Origin of the sequence: Acinetobacter sp. PC34, assembly GCF_051789135.1 — a bacterium.
Lineage (GTDB): Bacteria > Pseudomonadota > Gammaproteobacteria > Pseudomonadales > Moraxellaceae > Acinetobacter > Acinetobacter johnsonii.
Window position 1 is genome coordinate 1231242 of record NZ_CP196664.1, and the last position, 17328, is coordinate 1248569.

Here is a 17328-nt window from a genome sequence, read left to right on the forward strand (position 1 = left end):
TATTTTTTACCCTCAATACAGCATGAACTTTAAGTTGTTTTGCTTACATTCTTGGTTTAGGTGCTACAAAACCAAGGGCACATTTGCCTTTGATTTCTTTACCTTCGATATTGATTGATGTCGCTTTTGAGTCGCCTTGGCAAATGCTGGCTAACTCAGCTTCATCACCATGAATATTGGCATTTTTTGAGCTTGGGAAAAATTGAGGTTCACAGGTACCATTCCAAATAATGCCTCGATAGGCAAAACTAACCGCTGTTCCTTGTGACTTACCTTTACAGACTTGTTGATAACGTTGACTATCATAGACCTTTTCAACTTTGTCGTTGGCTGATACAAAAGGCGAAAAAAATAAACCGCAGAGAATGGATGAAAAAAGAATCTTCTTATTCATAATGCTTACCTTTGGTTGTTGTATGATCAACTTATAGGATAAAAAATGATCAAATTAATACAAGGCTTTTCAGGTAACAAAACGCATCCTTTGTTGAGTTTTTGCTACTACTCTGCAAGTAAAATTACATAAACCTAGCGCTGGCGCAGTAAGCACAGCACCGTATATACAATAAATTCCACGGAATCTGTCAACTTACAATCGAAAATTTGCTATAATCTTTCGTTATCATTTTTTAATCTCCTTTACCACTATGCATTATCCTAAAGTTTACGATGTCATTGTTATCGGCGGCGGTCACGCAGGTACAGAAGCAGCATTGGCTGCGGCACGTATGGGGCGACAGACTTTACTCTTAACTCATAATATTGAGACTTTAGGGCAGATGAGCTGTAATCCAGCAATTGGTGGTATTGGTAAATCGCATTTGGTGCGTGAAATTGATGCCTTGGGCGGTGCAATGGCATTGGCTGCCGATAAAGGTGGTATTCAGTTCCGTATCCTAAACTCACGTAAAGGTGCAGCCGTTCGTGCAACACGTGCACAGGCAGACCGTATTCGCTATAAAGCCGCGATTCGTGACACTTTAGAAAACCAAGCAAATCTCGATATTTTCCAACAAGCCGCAGACGACCTGATTGTTGAGGGTGATACTGTAAAGGGCGTTGTAACTCAAACGGGTATTCGCTTTGATGCGAAAACAGTTGTACTCACCGCAGGGACGTTCTTGGGTGGTGTAATCCACGTTGGTCTTGAAAAATCAAGTGGCGGCCGTGCAGGTGATCCACCTTCAATTTCACTGGCACACCGTTTACGTGAATTGAATTTGCCAGTGGGTCGTTTAAAGACAGGTACGCCACCACGTATTGATGCGCGTTCGGTTGATTTTTCTGTGATGATTCCACAGCCGGGTGACTTCCCATCACCGACTATGTCATTCATGGGTGATGCATCTATGCACCCTGAACAAGTGAATTGTTATATTACCCATACCAATGAAAAAACCCATGACATCATCCGCGGCGGTTTAGACCGTTCACCGATGTACACTGGTGTTATTGAAGGTGTGGGGCCACGTTACTGCCCATCCATTGAAGACAAAATTCACCGTTTTGCAGATAAAGACTCACACCAAGTATTCTTAGAGCCTGAAGGTCTAGATACACATGAGCTTTATCCAAATGGTATTTCAACTTCACTTCCGTTTGATGTGCAGTTTGAGCTGGTTCGTTCAATTCGCGGGATGGAAAATGCGCACATTTTACGTCCGGGCTATGCTATCGAGTACGATTATTTCAACCCGCAAGCATTGAAGTTTACTTTAGAAACCAAAGCCATTAATAACTTGTACTTTGCTGGTCAAATTAATGGTACGACAGGTTATGAAGAGGCAGGTGCACAAGGCTTGCTTGCAGGCTTAAACGCTGCGCGTCGTGCGTGGGATCAAGAGCAATGGACACCAAAACGTGATGAAGCCTATATGGGTGTATTGGTAGATGACTTGATTACGCTCGGTACGAAAGAACCGTACCGTATGTTTACTTCACGTGCCGAATATCGTTTGATGCTACGTGAAGACAATGCGGATCAACGTTTAACGCCAGTGGGTCGTGAAATGGGCTTGGTGGATGATGTGCGTTGGGCAGCTTACTGTGAAAAAATGGAAGCCGTTGAACAAGAAACTGGTCGCTTACAACACCTTTGGGCTGCACCAAATAACCCGATGGGTAAAAAGTTTGTCGAAATGACAGGTGCGGATTTATCGAAAGAGTGTTCTGCGATTGATTTGTTAAAACGTCCGAATATTTCATTTGCTCAAATTGCGGAACTCACAGGTTCAGAAGTGTCTGCACAAGTGGGCGATCAAATTGAAATCGCGGTGAAATATGCAGGTTATATTAACCGTCAGCATGAAGACGTTGCGCAAATGAAGCGTTTGGAAGAAACTAAAATTCCAGCCGATTTTAATTATGATGTGGTTTCAGGTTTATCTCGTGAAATTACTTTAAAATTGAAAGATGTACGTCCTGAGACATTGGCTCAAGCAAATCGTATTCCGGGGGTAACACCTGCAGCAGTGCAATTGATCATGATTACGATCCGTAAAAATACACAAGCGAAAAAATCTGCTTAATCTTTGAAAGTTATTGAAAAAGTCCGCTTTATGCGGGCTTTTTTTTTGGGTAAAATCTGCGCAGGGGTAATATACAATAAAAAATAAGGTGAATTATGTCATTACATTATAAAAGCGGAGAAGAGATTCGCGCGGGTGATGTGGTTATCTGGCTCAATCAAAGTGGTGAGTTTTATCAATTTGATCAAGCCATTATGAAAGTTTGGGAGGTTGCTAAAACCAATAATGGTGAGGTGGTTGGAGTGAATTTAATGCCACCACAAGCTGAATCTCCTATGCAGATGCTGAGAGCTTTAGTCCGACCCGAAGATCCTGAGCCATCTTCTGACATTGTGAAAATGCAAGATGTTCCGGGACTCTATACCATTACACGATGGTTTCTACCCTTGGAGCAAGTGTCTAAAAGTTTGGGATTGATTGAACGAATTGAGTATTTCTCTGAGCATGAAACTGGACATGGAGCGTTAATCCTTCAATTAATTAGAGGTAAAGCCGAGCAATATCGGGGTATTTATCAATATTATTTGGCAGATCAAGCCTACCAAGAGCGTGAGTTTCAGCTCTATATTGATTTCCTACGTCAATCCGCTCAGTCGGGTTATACCCCTGCGATGTGTCAGTTAGCACAGTAATTATTCATTGGTGGAATTTTACAAAAAAGTCTGGAAGGAAGTTTTAACTGGTATCGAGAAGCCGCATCCAAAATGGATAGCATTGCGCTATATCAGTTGGCGGGATGTTATGCACGAGGTCAAGGCACTGAACAAGATTTACAAAAAAGTTTGCAGCTCTTGGAGCAGTCCTCCGAACAGGGTTGTTGGGCAGCCACATTGGGGTTGGCGGCTAATTATCGTTTTGGTTGGTTAACCTGTTTCTTGGTAAATTCAGTTTATCCAAATTATGGTGTTGTGAGCGAACATGTGATTCACTCGGCACGAGCATTCTATTTGTATCATCGAATCTCATCACAAGCGCCTGAAACTGAAAAAGCTGTTTTAGCAAATGCTTATTATCATTTAGGCTGGATGTATCAAGATGGTATCGGGACAAAGCGAGACTACGAACAATGTGTCTATTGGTATCAAAAATCTGCTGATCTGGGTAATCCCGTTGCGATCAATAATTTAGCGGATAAGTATGAGCAAGGTTTAGGTGTACCGCTGGACCTAGATATGGCAATTGGACTGTATCAACAAGTAGTAGGTCAGGTCATAGCGGCAGATTTAAGTTTGGGCCGTATGTATTTAGAGGGGCGAGGTGTTGAGCAAGACTTCGAATTGGCTCGAAAACATTTAAATGTCGTACTGGATGCGCGTATCAGTGGGATAGATGAGATGCAGGCAGAAGCAATGCAATTAATCGCATCCTTTACCGAAGAAAGTCCACTGCAACAGGCTCAACATGTTCTCAAAAATGCACGGGACTACTCAATTGATCAGATTAATGAACAAATCCGAAAGATTGATTCATTTCTGCATATGGATGAAGCCAAACAACTATTCTTCAAACTATTTTTACTGAATGCCCAAAAAGGTGAGGCATCTTCACAATATCAAGTGGGATATTGGTATTTAAATGGCTTGTACACTGAGAAAAGTTTGGAAGAAGCCGTATATTGGATTCAAAAAGCGGCTGATCAGAAAGACCAACATGCGGAATGTAAAATTGGCTATTTGTATGAAAAAGGGCTCTATTTTAATGCCGATTTAGACGTTGCACAAAAATGGTATGAGCGCTCATTACGAAAACCTTGTACATCGTATACGCCTGAATATATCGGAGAGCAGTTGAATCCTGAATATTTAAAAATGTATGACAGAATCAATAATGAAGCACTCAAGGGATTGGTGCGTATTGAAGAAAAGCGGCCTAAACGTAGCAAGTGGCAATTTTGGAAGAAATAAAAGCGGATGATTTGTAACGATTACTGCCGAAAGGTTCTTGCAATCCATATTGGAAATGCAAGGGTCTAATCATAAGCCTGCTGACCATAAGGCTGGCTTTTTGTTTTGAAAGATAAACAAAGCAAAAGAGTTGTTTAAGATAAAAACAGATAAAAATAGCCAATCATGTTATTTCACAAAAGTATCGCCATATTTTAAATTGATTCTACGTTCTTAACATGAGGTCAACACTATGACGATGAAATCGATCCGTTTTAACAGTGGAGAGCTTGCATGCCAATGCTAGTTTGTATCAATCACCAAAAACAGCACACTTATCTTGGTTTAGGGGAGGCATTAAACCAAGATGAGCAATGAAAACGACAAACCCAAGCAATTCAAATATCTAATACCAAAAAGACTGTAAAGCCCCGAATACTTGGGGCTTTTTTTATTTTAGTCGGTGATGGTCTGATTAACTGCATCACGAACTTCTTTGGGTTCAATGTGGCTAATCTTATGACCAAAACTACGTAACCACCACACCAGTTGATTGGTAAAAGGGACGGTCGCATGAACCAAGATTTGCCCATTTCCAAGCGGTTCTAAAACCTGATTGGTACTGAGTTTGGTTTCTTCCAAATACAGCGCATCTATTTCATTCATGGTCAGGGTAAGTGCAACGGTTTCTGTAGGTTTTGAAAAATCTACACGGAAACCTAATGCACCTGATTCGATGTATTCATCGATATCAAAATTGACTGGGTGTAAGGCACGAGTGTTTAAAACCGTCGCTGATTTGAAACGGTGCAGTGCAAAGGTTTGAATATCAGTTTTGTCGTGGCGGGTACAAATCAGATAAATAATTGCACCTTTTTGAACCAGTGCCAGAGGGTTGAGGGTATAGGTTTTTGCTTCAGCCGCTTGGTTTAAGCCTTGATAAACGCATTCCAGCTGTTTGTCTTGGAGTAGTCCTTCATAGATGGCTTGTTGTGCTGTTTTCTCCACAATCGGGGGAATCAGCGGTTGTGTCGCAGGGACAATGCGTACGCGGTTAATCCATTGGCGCACATTATTTTGGGTAGAGAGGCTACGACGTGCTAAGTCAAACCATGGATTCATTTCTTCAATTAAGCTTGGAGGAAGAAGATGTTTAAGGTGTTCTTCAACCATCATAAACGTCACCGCTTGAGAGCTGGTCATGTGCGGTAAGCTTTGAATTGGAGCATCAGAACGCCAACGCCAACCTTGAGGCACAGCCCCATTGTTTTCAATCGGGAAGCGTTGAGAGATTTGGTTTAAATCACGTTGAATGGTTCGCAAAGTAATATCGATGCCTTCACGTTGTAAAATCTCTTGCAGCTCTCGAGTCCCCATCCATTTTCCAGTGGAAAGGCGAGACAAAATTTGCCATTGGCGATAGAGACTATTGGACGTTTCTTTTTCTTGTATAGACATAGTTTAATAAAATATAGGAGTCGAAATTACTTACTTGAATGTGAACACAATAAGAAAACTCATTCGTTTAAGCAAGCTTTGCTTGAAATTTTTCAGTTATATTTTTTGACACAACTTAATGCGAAATAGAATTGAAGCAATGCGTTTTTTATCGATTAATAAACAAAGCATCTTTAGAAATCCATGGCATAGATATTGCTACGTATGGGTTACATATCGATAACAATTGAGAGGTTTGTATGTTTAAAGAAGATAAAGATACAAATGTAAATACGATGTTGGACGGATATAAGCTTAACTCTCCTGTATTAAATCCGATTCACTCTCATGATCGTCTATCGAGCCAGTCTGCTGGATTGTTTCATCAAATGACCTCGAATTTCTTTAATGAAATGACAGATGACCAAGCGATGTCTGGTGAGGCTTGTACGCGTATTGAGCACTGGTTGTCACAGCATAGTGTAGAAGAACTCGAAGAACTGAACCAAATTGCCAAACAGCATTTTTTATATGAAGGTATTACGTTTACTGTATATGGTGAATCTGAGGGCATTGAGCGCACCATTCCTTATGATTTAATTCCACGTGTGATCGCCAAACAACAATGGAATAAAATCTCCCTTGGCTCTGCACAACGTGTGCGAGCTTTAAATCTATTTTTACATGATATTTACCATCAACAAGACATTCTCAAAGCGAAAATTATTCCAGAACTGCAAGTGTTGACGCATGAGGCTTATCAACCGCATATGTATGAGCACCGTTTAAAAGGTCAGATTTATAGCCAAATTAGTGGAATTGATATTATCCGTGATGGGCAGGGTGAGTTTTATGTACTCGAAGATAATTTAAGAACGCCATCGGGCGTATCTTATATGCTTGAAAGTCGTAAGATTAGTGAAAAACTTATGCCTGATTTGATGCAGAAGAACCATATTTTAGGCATAGAACAATACCCACAATTACTAAAAGAAATCTTGGCTGAAAATGCTTATGTCGATCAGCCTTTCATCGTGGTGTTGACACCGGGACGTTTTAATAGTGCCTATTATGAACATGCTTTTTTAGCCCGTGAAATGGATGTGCCTTTGGTGACATCACGCGATTTATTTGTAGAACATGATAAGGTCTATGTCAAAACCATTCGTGGCCGTCAACGAGTAGATGTAATTTACCGCCGTTTGGATGATGCATACCTTGACCCGCTGTGCTTTATGCCGAATAGCACTTTAGGTGTCGCAGGGTTGATGTCGGCTTATTTGAGTCATAACGTGGTTATTGCGAATGCACCAGGCACAGGGGTTGCGGATGATAAATCGATTTATCCTTATGTCGATAAAATGATTCAGTTTTATTTAGGTGAAAAACCTATCTTAAAAAATGTTCCGACATATCAATGCCGTAACAAGCAAGATTTGGCTTATGTACTGGAGAACCTTGAGCAGTTAGTGGTCAAAGAGGCGCAAGGTTCGGGTGGGTATGGTATGCTGATTGGACCGCAAGCCTGTAAAAGCCAAATTGAGCAATTTAGAGATAAGCTCATGGCGACGCCGCATTTATATATTGCCCAGCCCACATTAGAACTTTCTGTCAGTCCAACCATGACTGAATCGGGTGTGTCTGAGCGTCATATTGACCTTAGACCGTTTGTGCTCAGTTCACCGTATCGTACCGAAATTGTCCCTGGCGGTTTAACACGTGTTGCGATGAAAGAAGGTTCGTTGGTGGTCAACTCATCCCAAGGAGGAGGAATTAAAGACACTTGGGTCGTGGAAAACTTACATTCATAAAATAAACAAATATGAGGGTAGAACTATGATTTTATTAAGCACCAATGCTGAAAATATTTTTTGGTTAGGGCGTTATTTAACACGTACTCAATATTTGTGTGCTCAGTTTCCTTTTACCCAAGACCAGCCTGCAATGGATTATGCGCATGCATTTTGTTTGCCTGCTTTTGATGCGTGCTCACTGAATGAGCTGATTTTAAACCCAAACAACCCTGCTTCATTTAACCAGCAATTTCAAAGTGCTAAGAGTAATGTACAAGACTTGCGCGGGATTTTATCTGCAAAGGCCTACGCGGAACTGAATCAATTTATCAAAAATGCCACTGAAAACACCGCCTATATTTGTGATGTGGTTGGAGAGTGTCAGGATGTACTTGAGTCTGAAGCCAGTGATGTCTTTTTATTCTTTAGTTTGGGGCAAATGATTGAGCAGCTCGACCGTCAAATCCGCCTGAAACAAGATGCACAAAATACTTTAGTTGAAATAGAAAACATCGTTATGTTGTTAAAAGAAATGGGCTGGCTAAATTTGGCACAAGCTTGGCTAGAGCTCAAATCACAACCTGATGCGATGAGTTTTTATCATTTTAGTGATTATATTCAACAATTGTTTGAGGTTGATGTATGAAACTTATGATCAATCACCAAACGCATTATCAATATAGTGAATTGGCCCTGAACAGCATTCAATATATCAAAATGACACCCACGAATAATTCGCACCAAAAGGTATGTCACTGGCATGTGAGTGTGCCAGGAGAGCGTGAAGAAAAACGGGATGCCTTCCAAAATATTTGGATTACTAGTTCGCAACGTGAAGCCTATCAACAGCTGACCATAATGGCACAGGGCATTGTTGAAATTAATAGCTTGGCAGAACATGGTATACAAGATCGGCTGAATCCCAATTTATTTTTACAGCCGACGCTCAATACCCAGTGCAATGCTGAAATGAAGGCATTTGCACATCAGTATGTGCCTGAGTTGAATCGGGAAAATTTGATGAAACTGTCAGAAGCAGTTTTAGTGCATATTCCTTATGTACCTGCCGAAACTTCGGTGTTAACTTCGGCAATTGATGCATTCAATGGGCAACAAGGTGTATGTCAGGACCATAGTCATGTTTTTATTGCTATGTGCAAGCATCTGGGCTTACCGGTACGTTATGTATCGGGGTATTTGCATGTGCCTGAAACTTCACACCTCGCCAGTCACGCGTGGGCCGAGGTATATATTGATGATGCATGGTATTGTTTTGATACCAGTAATCAATTATTCAAACCACAGTCACATATCTATGTAGCTATTGGGCGCGATTATTGGGATGTGGCTCCCGTTCGTGGCGTACGTGAAAAAGGTGGGGTGGAATCGATGCATTCCATGGTACAAGTTTTAAGTTGTTAAGGTTTAGCTGAAAAAGGATGTTCTATGACCTATTGTTGTGCACTTCGTCTGCAAGATGGTTTGGTTTTTATAAGTGATACACGTACGAACGCAGGTGTAGACCATATATCCGTGTTTAGGAAACTGTATACCTTCGGTGTGGAGGGTGAACGCTTTATTGCGATTCAAACCTCAGGAAATTTAGCAACGACCCAAGCGGTGATTGGACATTTAAAAAATCATCTGGAGTTAAGCCAAGAACCGAATTTATATAGTGTCAATACCATGTTCGAAGCGGCTGAGTTGGTTGGACATACTTTGAAAAAAGTCTTGGCGGATATGGCGCCGGACACGCAGGAACAGAGTAATTACTACTGTAGCTTATTGGTCGGTGGACAAATTAAAGGGGCAGAAATGCAACTTTATAATATTTATCCGCAGGGGAATTTTATTTGTGCGACCAAAGATACGCCGTATTTTCAAATTGGTGAAAGTAAATATGGCAAGCCGATTCTAGATCGTGCATTACGGTATGACATGCCCTTAGACGAAGCGGTGAAGTGTAGTTTGATTTCTTTTGACTCAACTTTACGTTCCAATGTTTCTGTAGGTTTGCCTTTAGATGCTTTGGTGTATACAAGAGATAGTTTACATATTCCAGTGGGTAAGCGGATTGATGAAGAGGATCCGTATTTTTCAAGCATTAGCAAGCAATGGTCAGATACCTTAAGAAAAGGATTGCAAGAATTGGCAAAGCCGACGGATGACTATTTAGTATAAACGTGCTAAATGCTAAAAATAATGAAATCAATAAATTGGGGAAGTCTATGCAGCAAATTTGCTATGCAAGTACTTCAACTTTGGATCATGTACAGCTTCTTCAAGATGTTCGAGACATTTTAAAGGAAGCACGTGATTTTAATGCATTGCATAATATTTCAGGCATTCTTTATTATGCAGATCAGCATTATTTCCAGTGCTTAGAAGGGGGTGAAGAGGTTTTAGAATTATTAATGTCGAAATTATTGAAAGACCCTAGACATAAAGATATCAAAGTCTTTGAGGTGAAAACGATTAACGCGGCACATTTTAGAGCTTGGGGGATGAAGTATGTGCAACGTATGAGTAGCGTACATACCAAAATGCGTGAAATGGGTTTTGCAACATTTGAACCGCAGATCATGAGTCAACAACAAATTGATCAACTATTGCAAGACCTTTATGATGCCCAGTCTGATGAGAGTCTAGGTTGAAAAAAGCCCAAGTATAACTTGGGCTTTTTTGTTTAAATTTGCTTACGTGTAGGGCGATTGCTTAACCGACAAAGTAGCTCATAACCAATAGTTCCATTGGCTTCCGCAACATCGTCAACTAAGCGGTTTTTACCCCAGAGTTCAACCTTTGTACCGAGTTTGGCGTTTAAACCCGTCACATCGATCGCAATCATGTCCATTGCTACTCGGCCCACAACAGCTGCAGCCTGACCATTTATAGCAACATGGTTTTGTTTTGGAAATGCACGTGGGTAGCCATCTCCATAACCAATCGCAACAATCGCCAATTCAGTTTCTTGGTTCGCGACAAAATGCGAACCATAACCCACACCTTCACCTGCTTGAATGGTATTTAATGCAATAATTTCCGCCGTGAAGGTCATAACGGGCTTTAAGTCTAAGTCATGTGCATTTTTATCGGCAAAAGGGGATGCACCGTACAGCATGATACCGGGGCGGACAAAATCAAAATTAAGTTCTGGCCATTTAAATATAGCAGCTGAGTTACAACATGAGGCTAGGATGGGTGAACAGGCTTCTTTGATGTGTAGGAATTGCGCACGTTGCTGCTCATTGAGTGGGTGATCCGCATCGGCGTTGGCAAAGTGCATTGCTAGGACACATGTAAAGCCTTCTGCTTTCAATGTGTTGATGACAGCAATGATTTCAGCAATTTTAAAGCCTAAACGGTTCATACCGCTGTTGAGTTTGACCCACACTTTGAGCTTTTGTGCGATATATGCGGTTTTATGTGCGATCAACCAATCGACTTGCTGTTGCTGATGAATCACGCACTCGATATTTTGCTCAATGACGGTTTGCATTTCATCTGCTGAGAAAACACCTTCAATCAGGGTAATAGGCTGTTTAAAGCCGAGTGCACGAATCTCTAATGCTTCTTCTAAACAGGCGACGCCAAAGGCATCGGTTTCACTTAAGGCTGCTAAACAGTCTTTGACTCCGTGTCCATAAGCATTGGCTTTGACCATGCTGACGATTTTCGCGTTTGGGGCAAGTTGTTTGACACGGTTTAAATTATATTGCAGCGCTTGGCTATCAATATAAACTGTTGCTTGACGCACCCTAATTACTCCTACAGGGTCATGGAAGGGCGACGATGAGTTTTTAATTATTCCTCATCATCGTACTGAGCATAAAACTCAGGGGATAAGTTACTAAAGCGGGTATATTGGCCTTCAAAAGCAAGTCGAACGGTACCAATAGGGCCGTTACGTTGTTTACCAATAATAATTTCGGCAGTGCCTGCTTCTTTGGATTCTTTGTTATAGACTTCATCACGGTAAATAAACATGATCAAGTCGGCGTCCTGCTCGATTGCACCAGATTCACGTAAGTCTGACATCACGGGACGCTTGTTGGGACGGTTCTCGAGGGAACGGTTAAGCTGCGATAGTGCAATCACAGGACACATCATTTCTTTGGCAAGAGCTTTTAAGCTTCGTGAAATTTCCGAAATCTCACCGACACGGTTATCACCCATGCCTGGTACTTTCATTAGCTGTAAGTAATCGACCATGATGCAGCCGAGTTTACCATCGTGCTGTTTGGCAATACGACGTGCGCGAGCACGAACTTCTGTAGGTGGAAGAGCAGAGGAGTCGTCGATATAGAGCTTTTTCTCTTGCAGTTGCAAAATGGTGCCGGTCACTTTTGACCATTCATCACCATCGAGTTTACCTGAACGTAAATGTCCCTGATGGACTTTCCCGTAAGATGAAATTAAACGCATGGCGATGGAGTCGGCTGGCATCTCCATGGAGTAAACCAAGGCAGGTAAGTCATTATTAAACAGCACGCTTTCCACTAAATTCATGGCAAAAGTGGTTTTACCCATCGATGGACGCGCTGCAACAATAATCAAATCACCTGCTTGCATGCCCGAGGTTTTATTGTCGAGTTCAAGAAAGCCTGTAGTTAAGCCTGTAATGCTGCCTTCCATTTGCGACAGCTCATTAAGCTTATCAAATACATCAGCTACAACTGTATTGATGGCTTTAGGCCCTTGAGCTTTGGCATTGTTATTGTGTTGTTCAGCCAAAGAGAAAATATTAGTTTCGGCCAAATCTAAAATTTCACTGACGTTACGACCTTTGGTGTCATAGGCATTTTGTAAAATTTCAGAACTAACCTTGATCATGCTGCGCAAAGTCGAAAATTCTTTGATCTTGGTGGCATAAGTTTCCATGTTATAGAAACTAGACGGGGAGTCTGCCATCAATTGCATCAGGTACTCTTCACCACCAACTGCATCGAGTAGGTTTTGTGTAGTGAGCCAGTCATGCACTAAAACCGCATCATAGGGTGAGCTGTCTTTGGAGAGTTGTGCAATCGCGCGAAAAATATATTTATGGCGCGTCGCATAAAAGTCATTTTCAGTGAGTACATCGCCAACTTGTTCAAAGGATTCAGCAACCGTCATTAAAGCGGCAAGTACGGCTTGTTCCAATGCTAAGTTATGCGGAGGTGTACGGAATTCTTTCAGTTGCCCTGACTCATTCGGTTTATTGTCTTGTTTCGATGAGCTCTTTTGAGCAGTGGCATTCGCCTGTGACATATAACGCCCTGATTTTTAATACAGTAAGAGGGATAACTTAAGATAAATTTCACTGTAAATTTGGGAAAAAATACAGTCATTTAACTCTATGCACTTTATCAAAAAATGCAGCTGCTGTGTGCTGAATTCAAGGCTTATGGATAAAACCCATAATATTCAAATTTGGCATTTTGTGGGGCAGACTGATGAAGTTTTAAGCTGAGCAATGAAACTACTTTTTCATAGAGATAAAAAAAAGAGCATGCAAAAGCATGCTCTTTTTTTTGCAAGAAATTACTCAGATACGATAGTAACGAGAACTTCAGCAACAACATCATGGTGCAATTGGATTGCGATGTTGAATTCGCCAGTGTGACGAAGTGCACCGTTCGGTAAACGAACTTCTGCACGGTCAACTTCAAGACCAGCATTTGTTAACGCGTCAGCGATATCACGAGTACCGATAGAACCGAATAGTTTACCTTCGTCACCAGCTTTCGCAGTGATTACGATGTTAACTTCGTCTAATTGGCTAGCACGTGCTTGAGCAGCAGCTAAAACATCAGCTTCAGCTTTCTCAAGTTCAGCGCGACGAGCTTCAAAAGCAGCAGTGTTAGCTTCAGTAGCAGCTACTGCTTGACCTTGAGGGATAAGGTAGTTGCGGCCGTAACCAGCTTTAACTGAAACTTTATCGCCTAATTTACCAAGGTTTTTAATGCGTTGTAATAAGATAATATCCACAGCTCAACCTCACTTATGATTGTCAGTGTAAGGGATCAAAGACAAGTAGCGAGCTTGTTTAATAGCAAGCGCTAATTGACGTTGGTAACGAGCTTTAGTACCTGTAATACGGCTAGGAACAATCTTGCCGTTTTCAGTGATGTACTGTTTTAAAGTGTCGATATCTTTGTAGTCGATGTACGTAACGTTCTCAGCTGTAAAGCGGCAGAACTTGCGACGACGGTAAAAACGTGCCATTGATGTTCTCCTTATGCTTCAGCAGAGTCTTGAGCTTGTTGTGCTTCTTCACGTTGAGCTTTACGCGCACGTTTTTCTTCAGCACTCTTAGCCAATAGTGACTCTTCAGTGATAGCGTTCTCACGACGGATGATAAGGCTACGAATAATTGCATCGTTGTAACGGAACAATTCTTCTAACTCATCAAGAGTAGTTTGACCACACTCAACATTCATAAGAATGTAGTGAGCTTTGTGGATCTTGTTGATTGGGTAAGCCAATTGACGACGGCCCCAGTCTTCAAGACGGTGAATTTGACCTTCAGCTTCTTTGATGTGAGTTAGGTAGCGTTCTACCATACCAACGACTTGATCGCTTTGATCAGGGTGTACTAAAAGTACGATTTCGTAATGACGCATTGTCAGCTCCTTACGGTTTAAACAGCCCCTAACAAAAAGTTGTTAGAAGCAAGGAGTCACAACCTAGGTTGTGTCGCATTAGATGCGAAGGGGGAATTTTAGAGACTTTGCTCGCCAAATTCAAGAACTTCTCTTAAAAAGCCCTAATTATTTTGAGGTTTTGAGCGTAAAAGGAAGACAACATAGCCTTTAAAGTTCGTATCATTTTCAAGCTTTGGCGGTCTATGCCACTCACCGTATTGAACGATGCCAATTTTATAAGGCAGTTTCAGTGCTGAAACTTTTTTTAGATAAGCTGCATAGTTGGGTATGGTGGTTGAACCTTGATAAGTTTGAATGACCAACTCGTCGATGGTGTTATTCAGGAGGTTTAAAGTCTCCTGATTTGTGACATTGGTCCAGTCCATTAAGCCCGTGATACTGAGTTGATAGTGTTGAGGCAATTGTTTTCTTAATTGACTTAAAAATAGGGCATATTGGTGAATGTGTTTGGTTTTGGCATCGAAATCAATTTGTATGCCTTGAATATGATTCCCTGCATTTTCCCATTGCTGAACGCGTTTTAGAATGTGTGTAAGCTCTTGGCCATTCCAGTTTAAATGATAATTACGAAAAACCAGCCACACCTTTTGCTGAGGAATCGTTAAAACGCTTACACCTTGCGGTATGAGCTTAGAGTGATGTGTTTGGGAATCTAAACGGATCTCACCTTGTAAAACATAAATTTCTTTAGCCGCATTTAGATAAGGGGCAGATGAAATATTGCCCCAAATCCAAAATGCATCATAGTCTTCGGCATTTACCCGACTAGATGTTGAAGCTGACTGACTCGGCTGACAAGATATGATGCTCAGCATACAGATCAGCGTCATAACAACGGAAAAAATCTGCTTCAACATATAGTCTTACCAGTAATACTTTAAAGATTGTGCCCAAGAGGTACTTGGATAGTCGCGTTTAATGTGGTCGAACCATTGTTTCCGGGTGGATTTTTCAACTTCTGCATCCTGACAGTCATTCATCCCGCTTGGTGAATAACACATGATTGAGCGATAAAGAGCATATGCTTTTAAATCTGGTACAGAACTGGATTTGATGATGTCTTTATACACTTGGCCACGGGTAAAAATTGCACCTTGGAAGCTAGCAGTTTCTTTTTCTAAAGTGGTGACATAGCTTATGTTATAACCTTGAGGCGAGCGCGCATATTAACCCAAACAAAGTCGGAGTTTTGAATCTTGAGGTGAATTTTCAAGTTTCTGAGTCAGACTGAATAAGTCAGGGCATTGAATCTGTGACGTAATTTGCGTTCCTGCCCAAATGAAATCACTAAGGGGCGGTTGATTTTTATAGTTTTGATATGTTTCTGAGTCATATTTATACTTTGCGGCATCTTGTGGTAGCAGTACAAAGGCTTGATTAAACAGTTTAAAGTTCTGATGTACCAATGACTTTTGCAAAGTTTTATATAAAGCTAAATTTTTTTGATCTGTACTTGATGCTTTGCTCTGTACAATTTGCATTAAGCTTTTTTCATTGGCTTGATTTTCAATAAAGCTTTTTTGCAATGAAGCTTGTTTGATTTTAGCATTTGAACCGATGAATAGGTTTGCACTTTGCTGCTGAGCATAATGTGGATACAGCATCAGCTCAAATAAGCCACGCTGTTCAATGGATTTTGATTGACTCAGCCAGCCTTCCCAATACTGCTGCGCATTTTGAGTTTGTCTCAGTTTTTCTAAAATACGCCCTTTTAACAATATTTGACTGAGTTGAAGGTAACTATTAATTGAATTAGAGGAATGTTCTGGCAAATATTTTAAAGCTTCAGTTGGTTTGTTCTGTACAAAGAATAAGTGATTGGCTTGTAGGTATTGGAACAGTTCTGGCTGACTCTTAAATAGTGTTTTTTGGTTGTTGAGTTCAGACCAACTTAAGACTTTATCTTCTGCCGATGTTACCTGACGCATTTGCATTAAACCTGAAATGGTCAGAAAGAAGGGATCTTTTAGATTTTTTGCATTGAATGAGCGGCTTTGAAAAACATGGCGATCCATTTCGAAGGCTAGATTATCGAGCTCTAAATTATAGTATTTGGAATCAGGATGATTGATTTGCCATGCGAGTTCGTTGGTCAGGAGTTCGGTATTTCCACTCAGCCAATAACAACGACGTAGTAAACCGCGTGCACTTGCAGCATATTTTCCCTCAGGAAAGCGTTTGAAGTAGGTAGTAATATGCTCATAGGTGTTTTTGAGTAAAGTCTGATCTACTTTATCTATTTTTAAGTCGCCATATTTACCTACACCCGACTGATAGCTTTCATTGAGGCTGCTACGAATCAACATATATTGTGATGTTTCTTTGATCCAAGGCTGATCAACCGTAGTTAATACTGAGTAAATTTTAGTAGCTATGGAAAAGTTACTATTATAAAAGGCAATGGTTGCATTTAAATAAGACGCATACTGACGTGCTTGTATAGACCAGTTCGGATTGACTTGGATGAGGGCAAGATCACGGTCGCAGGCCGAGATATTTTGTCTTTCTTGAATTAGTAAATCTTTTTCCGCTTTGCTGAGATTTTTGTCGGCTTTCACCTGCTGGGTAAATTGATCCGCACCATTGTCTAGGCTACTACAATGTTCTTGGTAAGGCGTCTTTTCATTGTTCGGTTTTAATCGGGCATTCGGTCGTTTATTGGTTACGCCTTCAAACAATGTTTTAGCCGCAAATGGTACGTTGCTATATTCAGTTTCCCAAAGCGGATTATTTGGCTGATTAAAATTCAATTTGGCCAAACCCATGTCGCTCAGAAGTAAGAGCATATTGGTTTGATTGTCATTGGCGGGTGTGAGTGCAGGCAAATTGTCACAGGCTGTATAGGCATTGGTTTGAATGTTGGTCGATGGGTAGCAAGAAACATCGAAACCAGAAAAACTGTGCGTGCTATAAGCAAGAGTGATAGGGAACAGACTAATAAAAATAGATTTTTTAAAAAATTGTGATGGCATTTTCATTGCAGAGCATGAGTTATTATTGTGTCTGCTATGGTAACAACTTAAAGACTAGACTTAAATAT

The 17328-nt window shown here is 40.9% G+C and carries 16 protein-coding genes and 1 pseudogene; 8 read left to right on the forward strand and 9 right to left on the reverse strand.

Translation table 11 applies throughout. The features are described 5' to 3' along the window. Nucleotides 1-43 precede the first annotated feature (43 nt). The gene (locus ACSC9N_RS06025) at nt 44-394 is read right to left on the reverse strand and encodes a hypothetical protein (protein ID WP_004696401.1); all 351 of its coding nucleotides are present in this window, start codon (nt 392-394) and stop codon (nt 44-46) included. Nucleotides 395-647: 253 nt separating this feature from the next. Here ACSC9N_RS06025 and mnmG point away from each other — a divergent pair, with 253 nt between their 5' ends. The 3 genes from mnmG (at nt 648) to ACSC9N_RS06040 (ending at nt 4432) form a co-directional block, all read left to right on the forward strand. Continuing rightward, nucleotides 648-2528 (forward strand): tRNA uridine-5-carboxymethylaminomethyl(34) synthesis enzyme MnmG, encoded by a 1881-nt coding sequence (mnmG, locus tag ACSC9N_RS06030; protein WP_010327047.1) that lies wholly within the window; start codon nt 648-650, stop codon nt 2526-2528. A 95-nt stretch (nt 2529-2623) separates the two neighbouring features. After that, the gene (locus ACSC9N_RS06035; RefSeq protein WP_010327046.1) at nt 2624-3160 is read left to right on the forward strand and encodes a hypothetical protein; all 537 of its coding nucleotides are present in this window, start codon (nt 2624-2626) and stop codon (nt 3158-3160) included. Between the two features lie 72 nt (nt 3161-3232). After that, nucleotides 3233-4432 carry a tetratricopeptide repeat protein gene (locus ACSC9N_RS06040; protein WP_010327045.1) on the forward strand — a complete coding sequence of 400 codons (1200 nt, stop codon included), beginning with the start codon at nt 3233-3235 and terminating at the stop codon, nt 4430-4432. Between the two features lie 435 nt (nt 4433-4867). On the opposite strand, the gene ACSC9N_RS06045 is transcribed toward ACSC9N_RS06040, so the two are convergent. After that, nucleotides 4868-5869: a helix-turn-helix transcriptional regulator gene (locus ACSC9N_RS06045; RefSeq protein ID WP_029575055.1), complete on the reverse strand. Its 1002-nt coding sequence runs from the start codon at nt 5867-5869 to the stop codon at nt 4868-4870. Nucleotides 5870-6108: 239 nt separating this feature from the next. On the opposite strand from ACSC9N_RS06045, the gene ACSC9N_RS06050 reads away from it, so the two are divergent. From ACSC9N_RS06050 to ACSC9N_RS06070, 5 genes are read left to right on the forward strand one after another with little or no spacing between them, the layout of a single operon-like run. Further along, complete coding sequence (locus tag ACSC9N_RS06050) at nt 6109-7659, forward strand: circularly permuted type 2 ATP-grasp protein (protein ID WP_010327043.1); 1551 nt, start codon at nt 6109-6111, stop codon at nt 7657-7659. Nucleotides 7660-7684: 25 nt separating this feature from the next. Beyond that, the gene (locus tag ACSC9N_RS06055) at nt 7685-8287 is read left to right on the forward strand and encodes an alpha-E domain-containing protein (RefSeq protein WP_010327042.1); all 603 of its coding nucleotides are present in this window, start codon (nt 7685-7687) and stop codon (nt 8285-8287) included. Next, nucleotides 8284-9063 carry a transglutaminase family protein gene (locus ACSC9N_RS06060; protein ID WP_010327041.1) on the forward strand — a complete coding sequence of 260 codons (780 nt, stop codon included), beginning with the start codon at nt 8284-8286 and terminating at the stop codon, nt 9061-9063. Before ACSC9N_RS06055 ends, ACSC9N_RS06060 begins: the two co-directional genes overlap by 4 nt. Before the next feature lie 24 nt (nt 9064-9087). Further along, nucleotides 9088-9822, forward strand: a complete 735-nt coding sequence (locus ACSC9N_RS06065; RefSeq protein WP_004696423.1) for a proteasome-type protease — start codon at nt 9088-9090, stop codon at nt 9820-9822. 47 nt (nt 9823-9869) lie between these two features. Then, complete coding sequence (locus ACSC9N_RS06070; RefSeq protein ID WP_010327040.1) at nt 9870-10295, forward strand: BLUF domain-containing protein; 426 nt, start codon at nt 9870-9872, stop codon at nt 10293-10295. Between the two features lie 32 nt (nt 10296-10327). Here ACSC9N_RS06070 and alr read toward each other — a convergent pair whose 3' ends face one another. The 7 genes and pseudogenes from alr to ACSC9N_RS06105 form a co-directional block, all read right to left on the reverse strand. After that, nucleotides 10328-11398 carry an alanine racemase gene (alr, locus tag ACSC9N_RS06075; RefSeq protein WP_010327039.1) on the reverse strand — a complete coding sequence of 357 codons (1071 nt, stop codon included), beginning with the start codon at nt 11396-11398 and terminating at the stop codon, nt 10328-10330. 47 nt (nt 11399-11445) lie between these two features. Next, entirely contained in the window at nt 11446-12891 is a 1446-nt protein-coding gene (gene dnaB, locus ACSC9N_RS06080) for a replicative DNA helicase (protein ID WP_004696432.1), read from the reverse strand. A gap of 273 nt (nt 12892-13164) precedes the next feature. Then, the gene (rplI, locus tag ACSC9N_RS06085; RefSeq protein WP_004696433.1) at nt 13165-13611 is read right to left on the reverse strand and encodes a 50S ribosomal protein L9; all 447 of its coding nucleotides are present in this window, start codon (nt 13609-13611) and stop codon (nt 13165-13167) included. A gap of 9 nt (nt 13612-13620) precedes the next feature. Next, entirely contained in the window at nt 13621-13848 is a 228-nt protein-coding gene (rpsR, locus tag ACSC9N_RS06090) for a 30S ribosomal protein S18 (protein WP_004278792.1), read from the reverse strand. Between the two features lie 11 nt (nt 13849-13859). Then, the gene (gene rpsF / locus ACSC9N_RS06095; protein WP_004696436.1) at nt 13860-14246 is read right to left on the reverse strand and encodes a 30S ribosomal protein S6; all 387 of its coding nucleotides are present in this window, start codon (nt 14244-14246) and stop codon (nt 13860-13862) included. A 143-nt stretch (nt 14247-14389) separates the two neighbouring features. Beyond that, on the reverse strand, nt 14390-15145 hold the full coding sequence (locus tag ACSC9N_RS06100; protein ID WP_029575054.1) for a DUF3142 domain-containing protein: 756 nt from the start codon (nt 15143-15145) through the stop codon (nt 14390-14392). A gap of 6 nt (nt 15146-15151) precedes the next feature. Beyond that, a pseudogene (locus ACSC9N_RS06105) lies at nt 15152-17266 on the reverse strand (hypothetical protein). Between the last annotated feature and the right edge of the window lie 62 nt (nt 17267-17328).

Excerpts from the sequence above, each read along its gene's own strand:
- mnmG (WP_010327047.1), top strand. The coding sequence starts at position 648 with ATGCATTATCCTAAAGTTTACGATGTCATTGTTATCGGCGGCGGTCAC.
- ACSC9N_RS06040 (WP_010327045.1), top strand. The coding sequence starts at position 3,233 with ATGGATAGCATTGCGCTATATCAGTTGGCGGGATGTTATGCACGAGGT.
- ACSC9N_RS06065 (WP_004696423.1), top strand. The coding sequence starts at position 9,088 with ATGACCTATTGTTGTGCACTTCGTCTGCAAGATGGTTTGGTTTTTATA.
- rpsR (WP_004278792.1), bottom strand. The coding sequence starts at position 13,848 with ATGGCACGTTTTTACCGTCGTCGCAAGTTCTGCCGCTTTACAGCTGAG.
- ACSC9N_RS06055 (WP_010327042.1), top strand. The coding sequence starts at position 7,685 with ATGATTTTATTAAGCACCAATGCTGAAAATATTTTTTGGTTAGGGCGT.
- ACSC9N_RS06035 (WP_010327046.1), top strand. The coding sequence starts at position 2,624 with ATGTCATTACATTATAAAAGCGGAGAAGAGATTCGCGCGGGTGATGTG.
- ACSC9N_RS06025 (WP_004696401.1), bottom strand. The coding sequence starts at position 394 with ATGAATAAGAAGATTCTTTTTTCATCCATTCTCTGCGGTTTATTTTTT.
- rpsF (WP_004696436.1), bottom strand. The coding sequence starts at position 14,246 with ATGCGTCATTACGAAATCGTACTTTTAGTACACCCTGATCAAAGCGAT.
- ACSC9N_RS06050 (WP_010327043.1), top strand. The coding sequence starts at position 6,109 with ATGTTTAAAGAAGATAAAGATACAAATGTAAATACGATGTTGGACGGA.
- ACSC9N_RS06070 (WP_010327040.1), top strand. The coding sequence starts at position 9,870 with ATGCAGCAAATTTGCTATGCAAGTACTTCAACTTTGGATCATGTACAG.
- ACSC9N_RS06060 (WP_010327041.1), top strand. The coding sequence starts at position 8,284 with ATGAAACTTATGATCAATCACCAAACGCATTATCAATATAGTGAATTG.
- dnaB (WP_004696432.1), bottom strand. The coding sequence starts at position 12,891 with ATGTCACAGGCGAATGCCACTGCTCAAAAGAGCTCATCGAAACAAGAC.
- ACSC9N_RS06045 (WP_029575055.1), bottom strand. The coding sequence starts at position 5,869 with ATGTCTATACAAGAAAAAGAAACGTCCAATAGTCTCTATCGCCAATGG.
- ACSC9N_RS06100 (WP_029575054.1), bottom strand. The coding sequence starts at position 15,145 with ATGTTGAAGCAGATTTTTTCCGTTGTTATGACGCTGATCTGTATGCTG.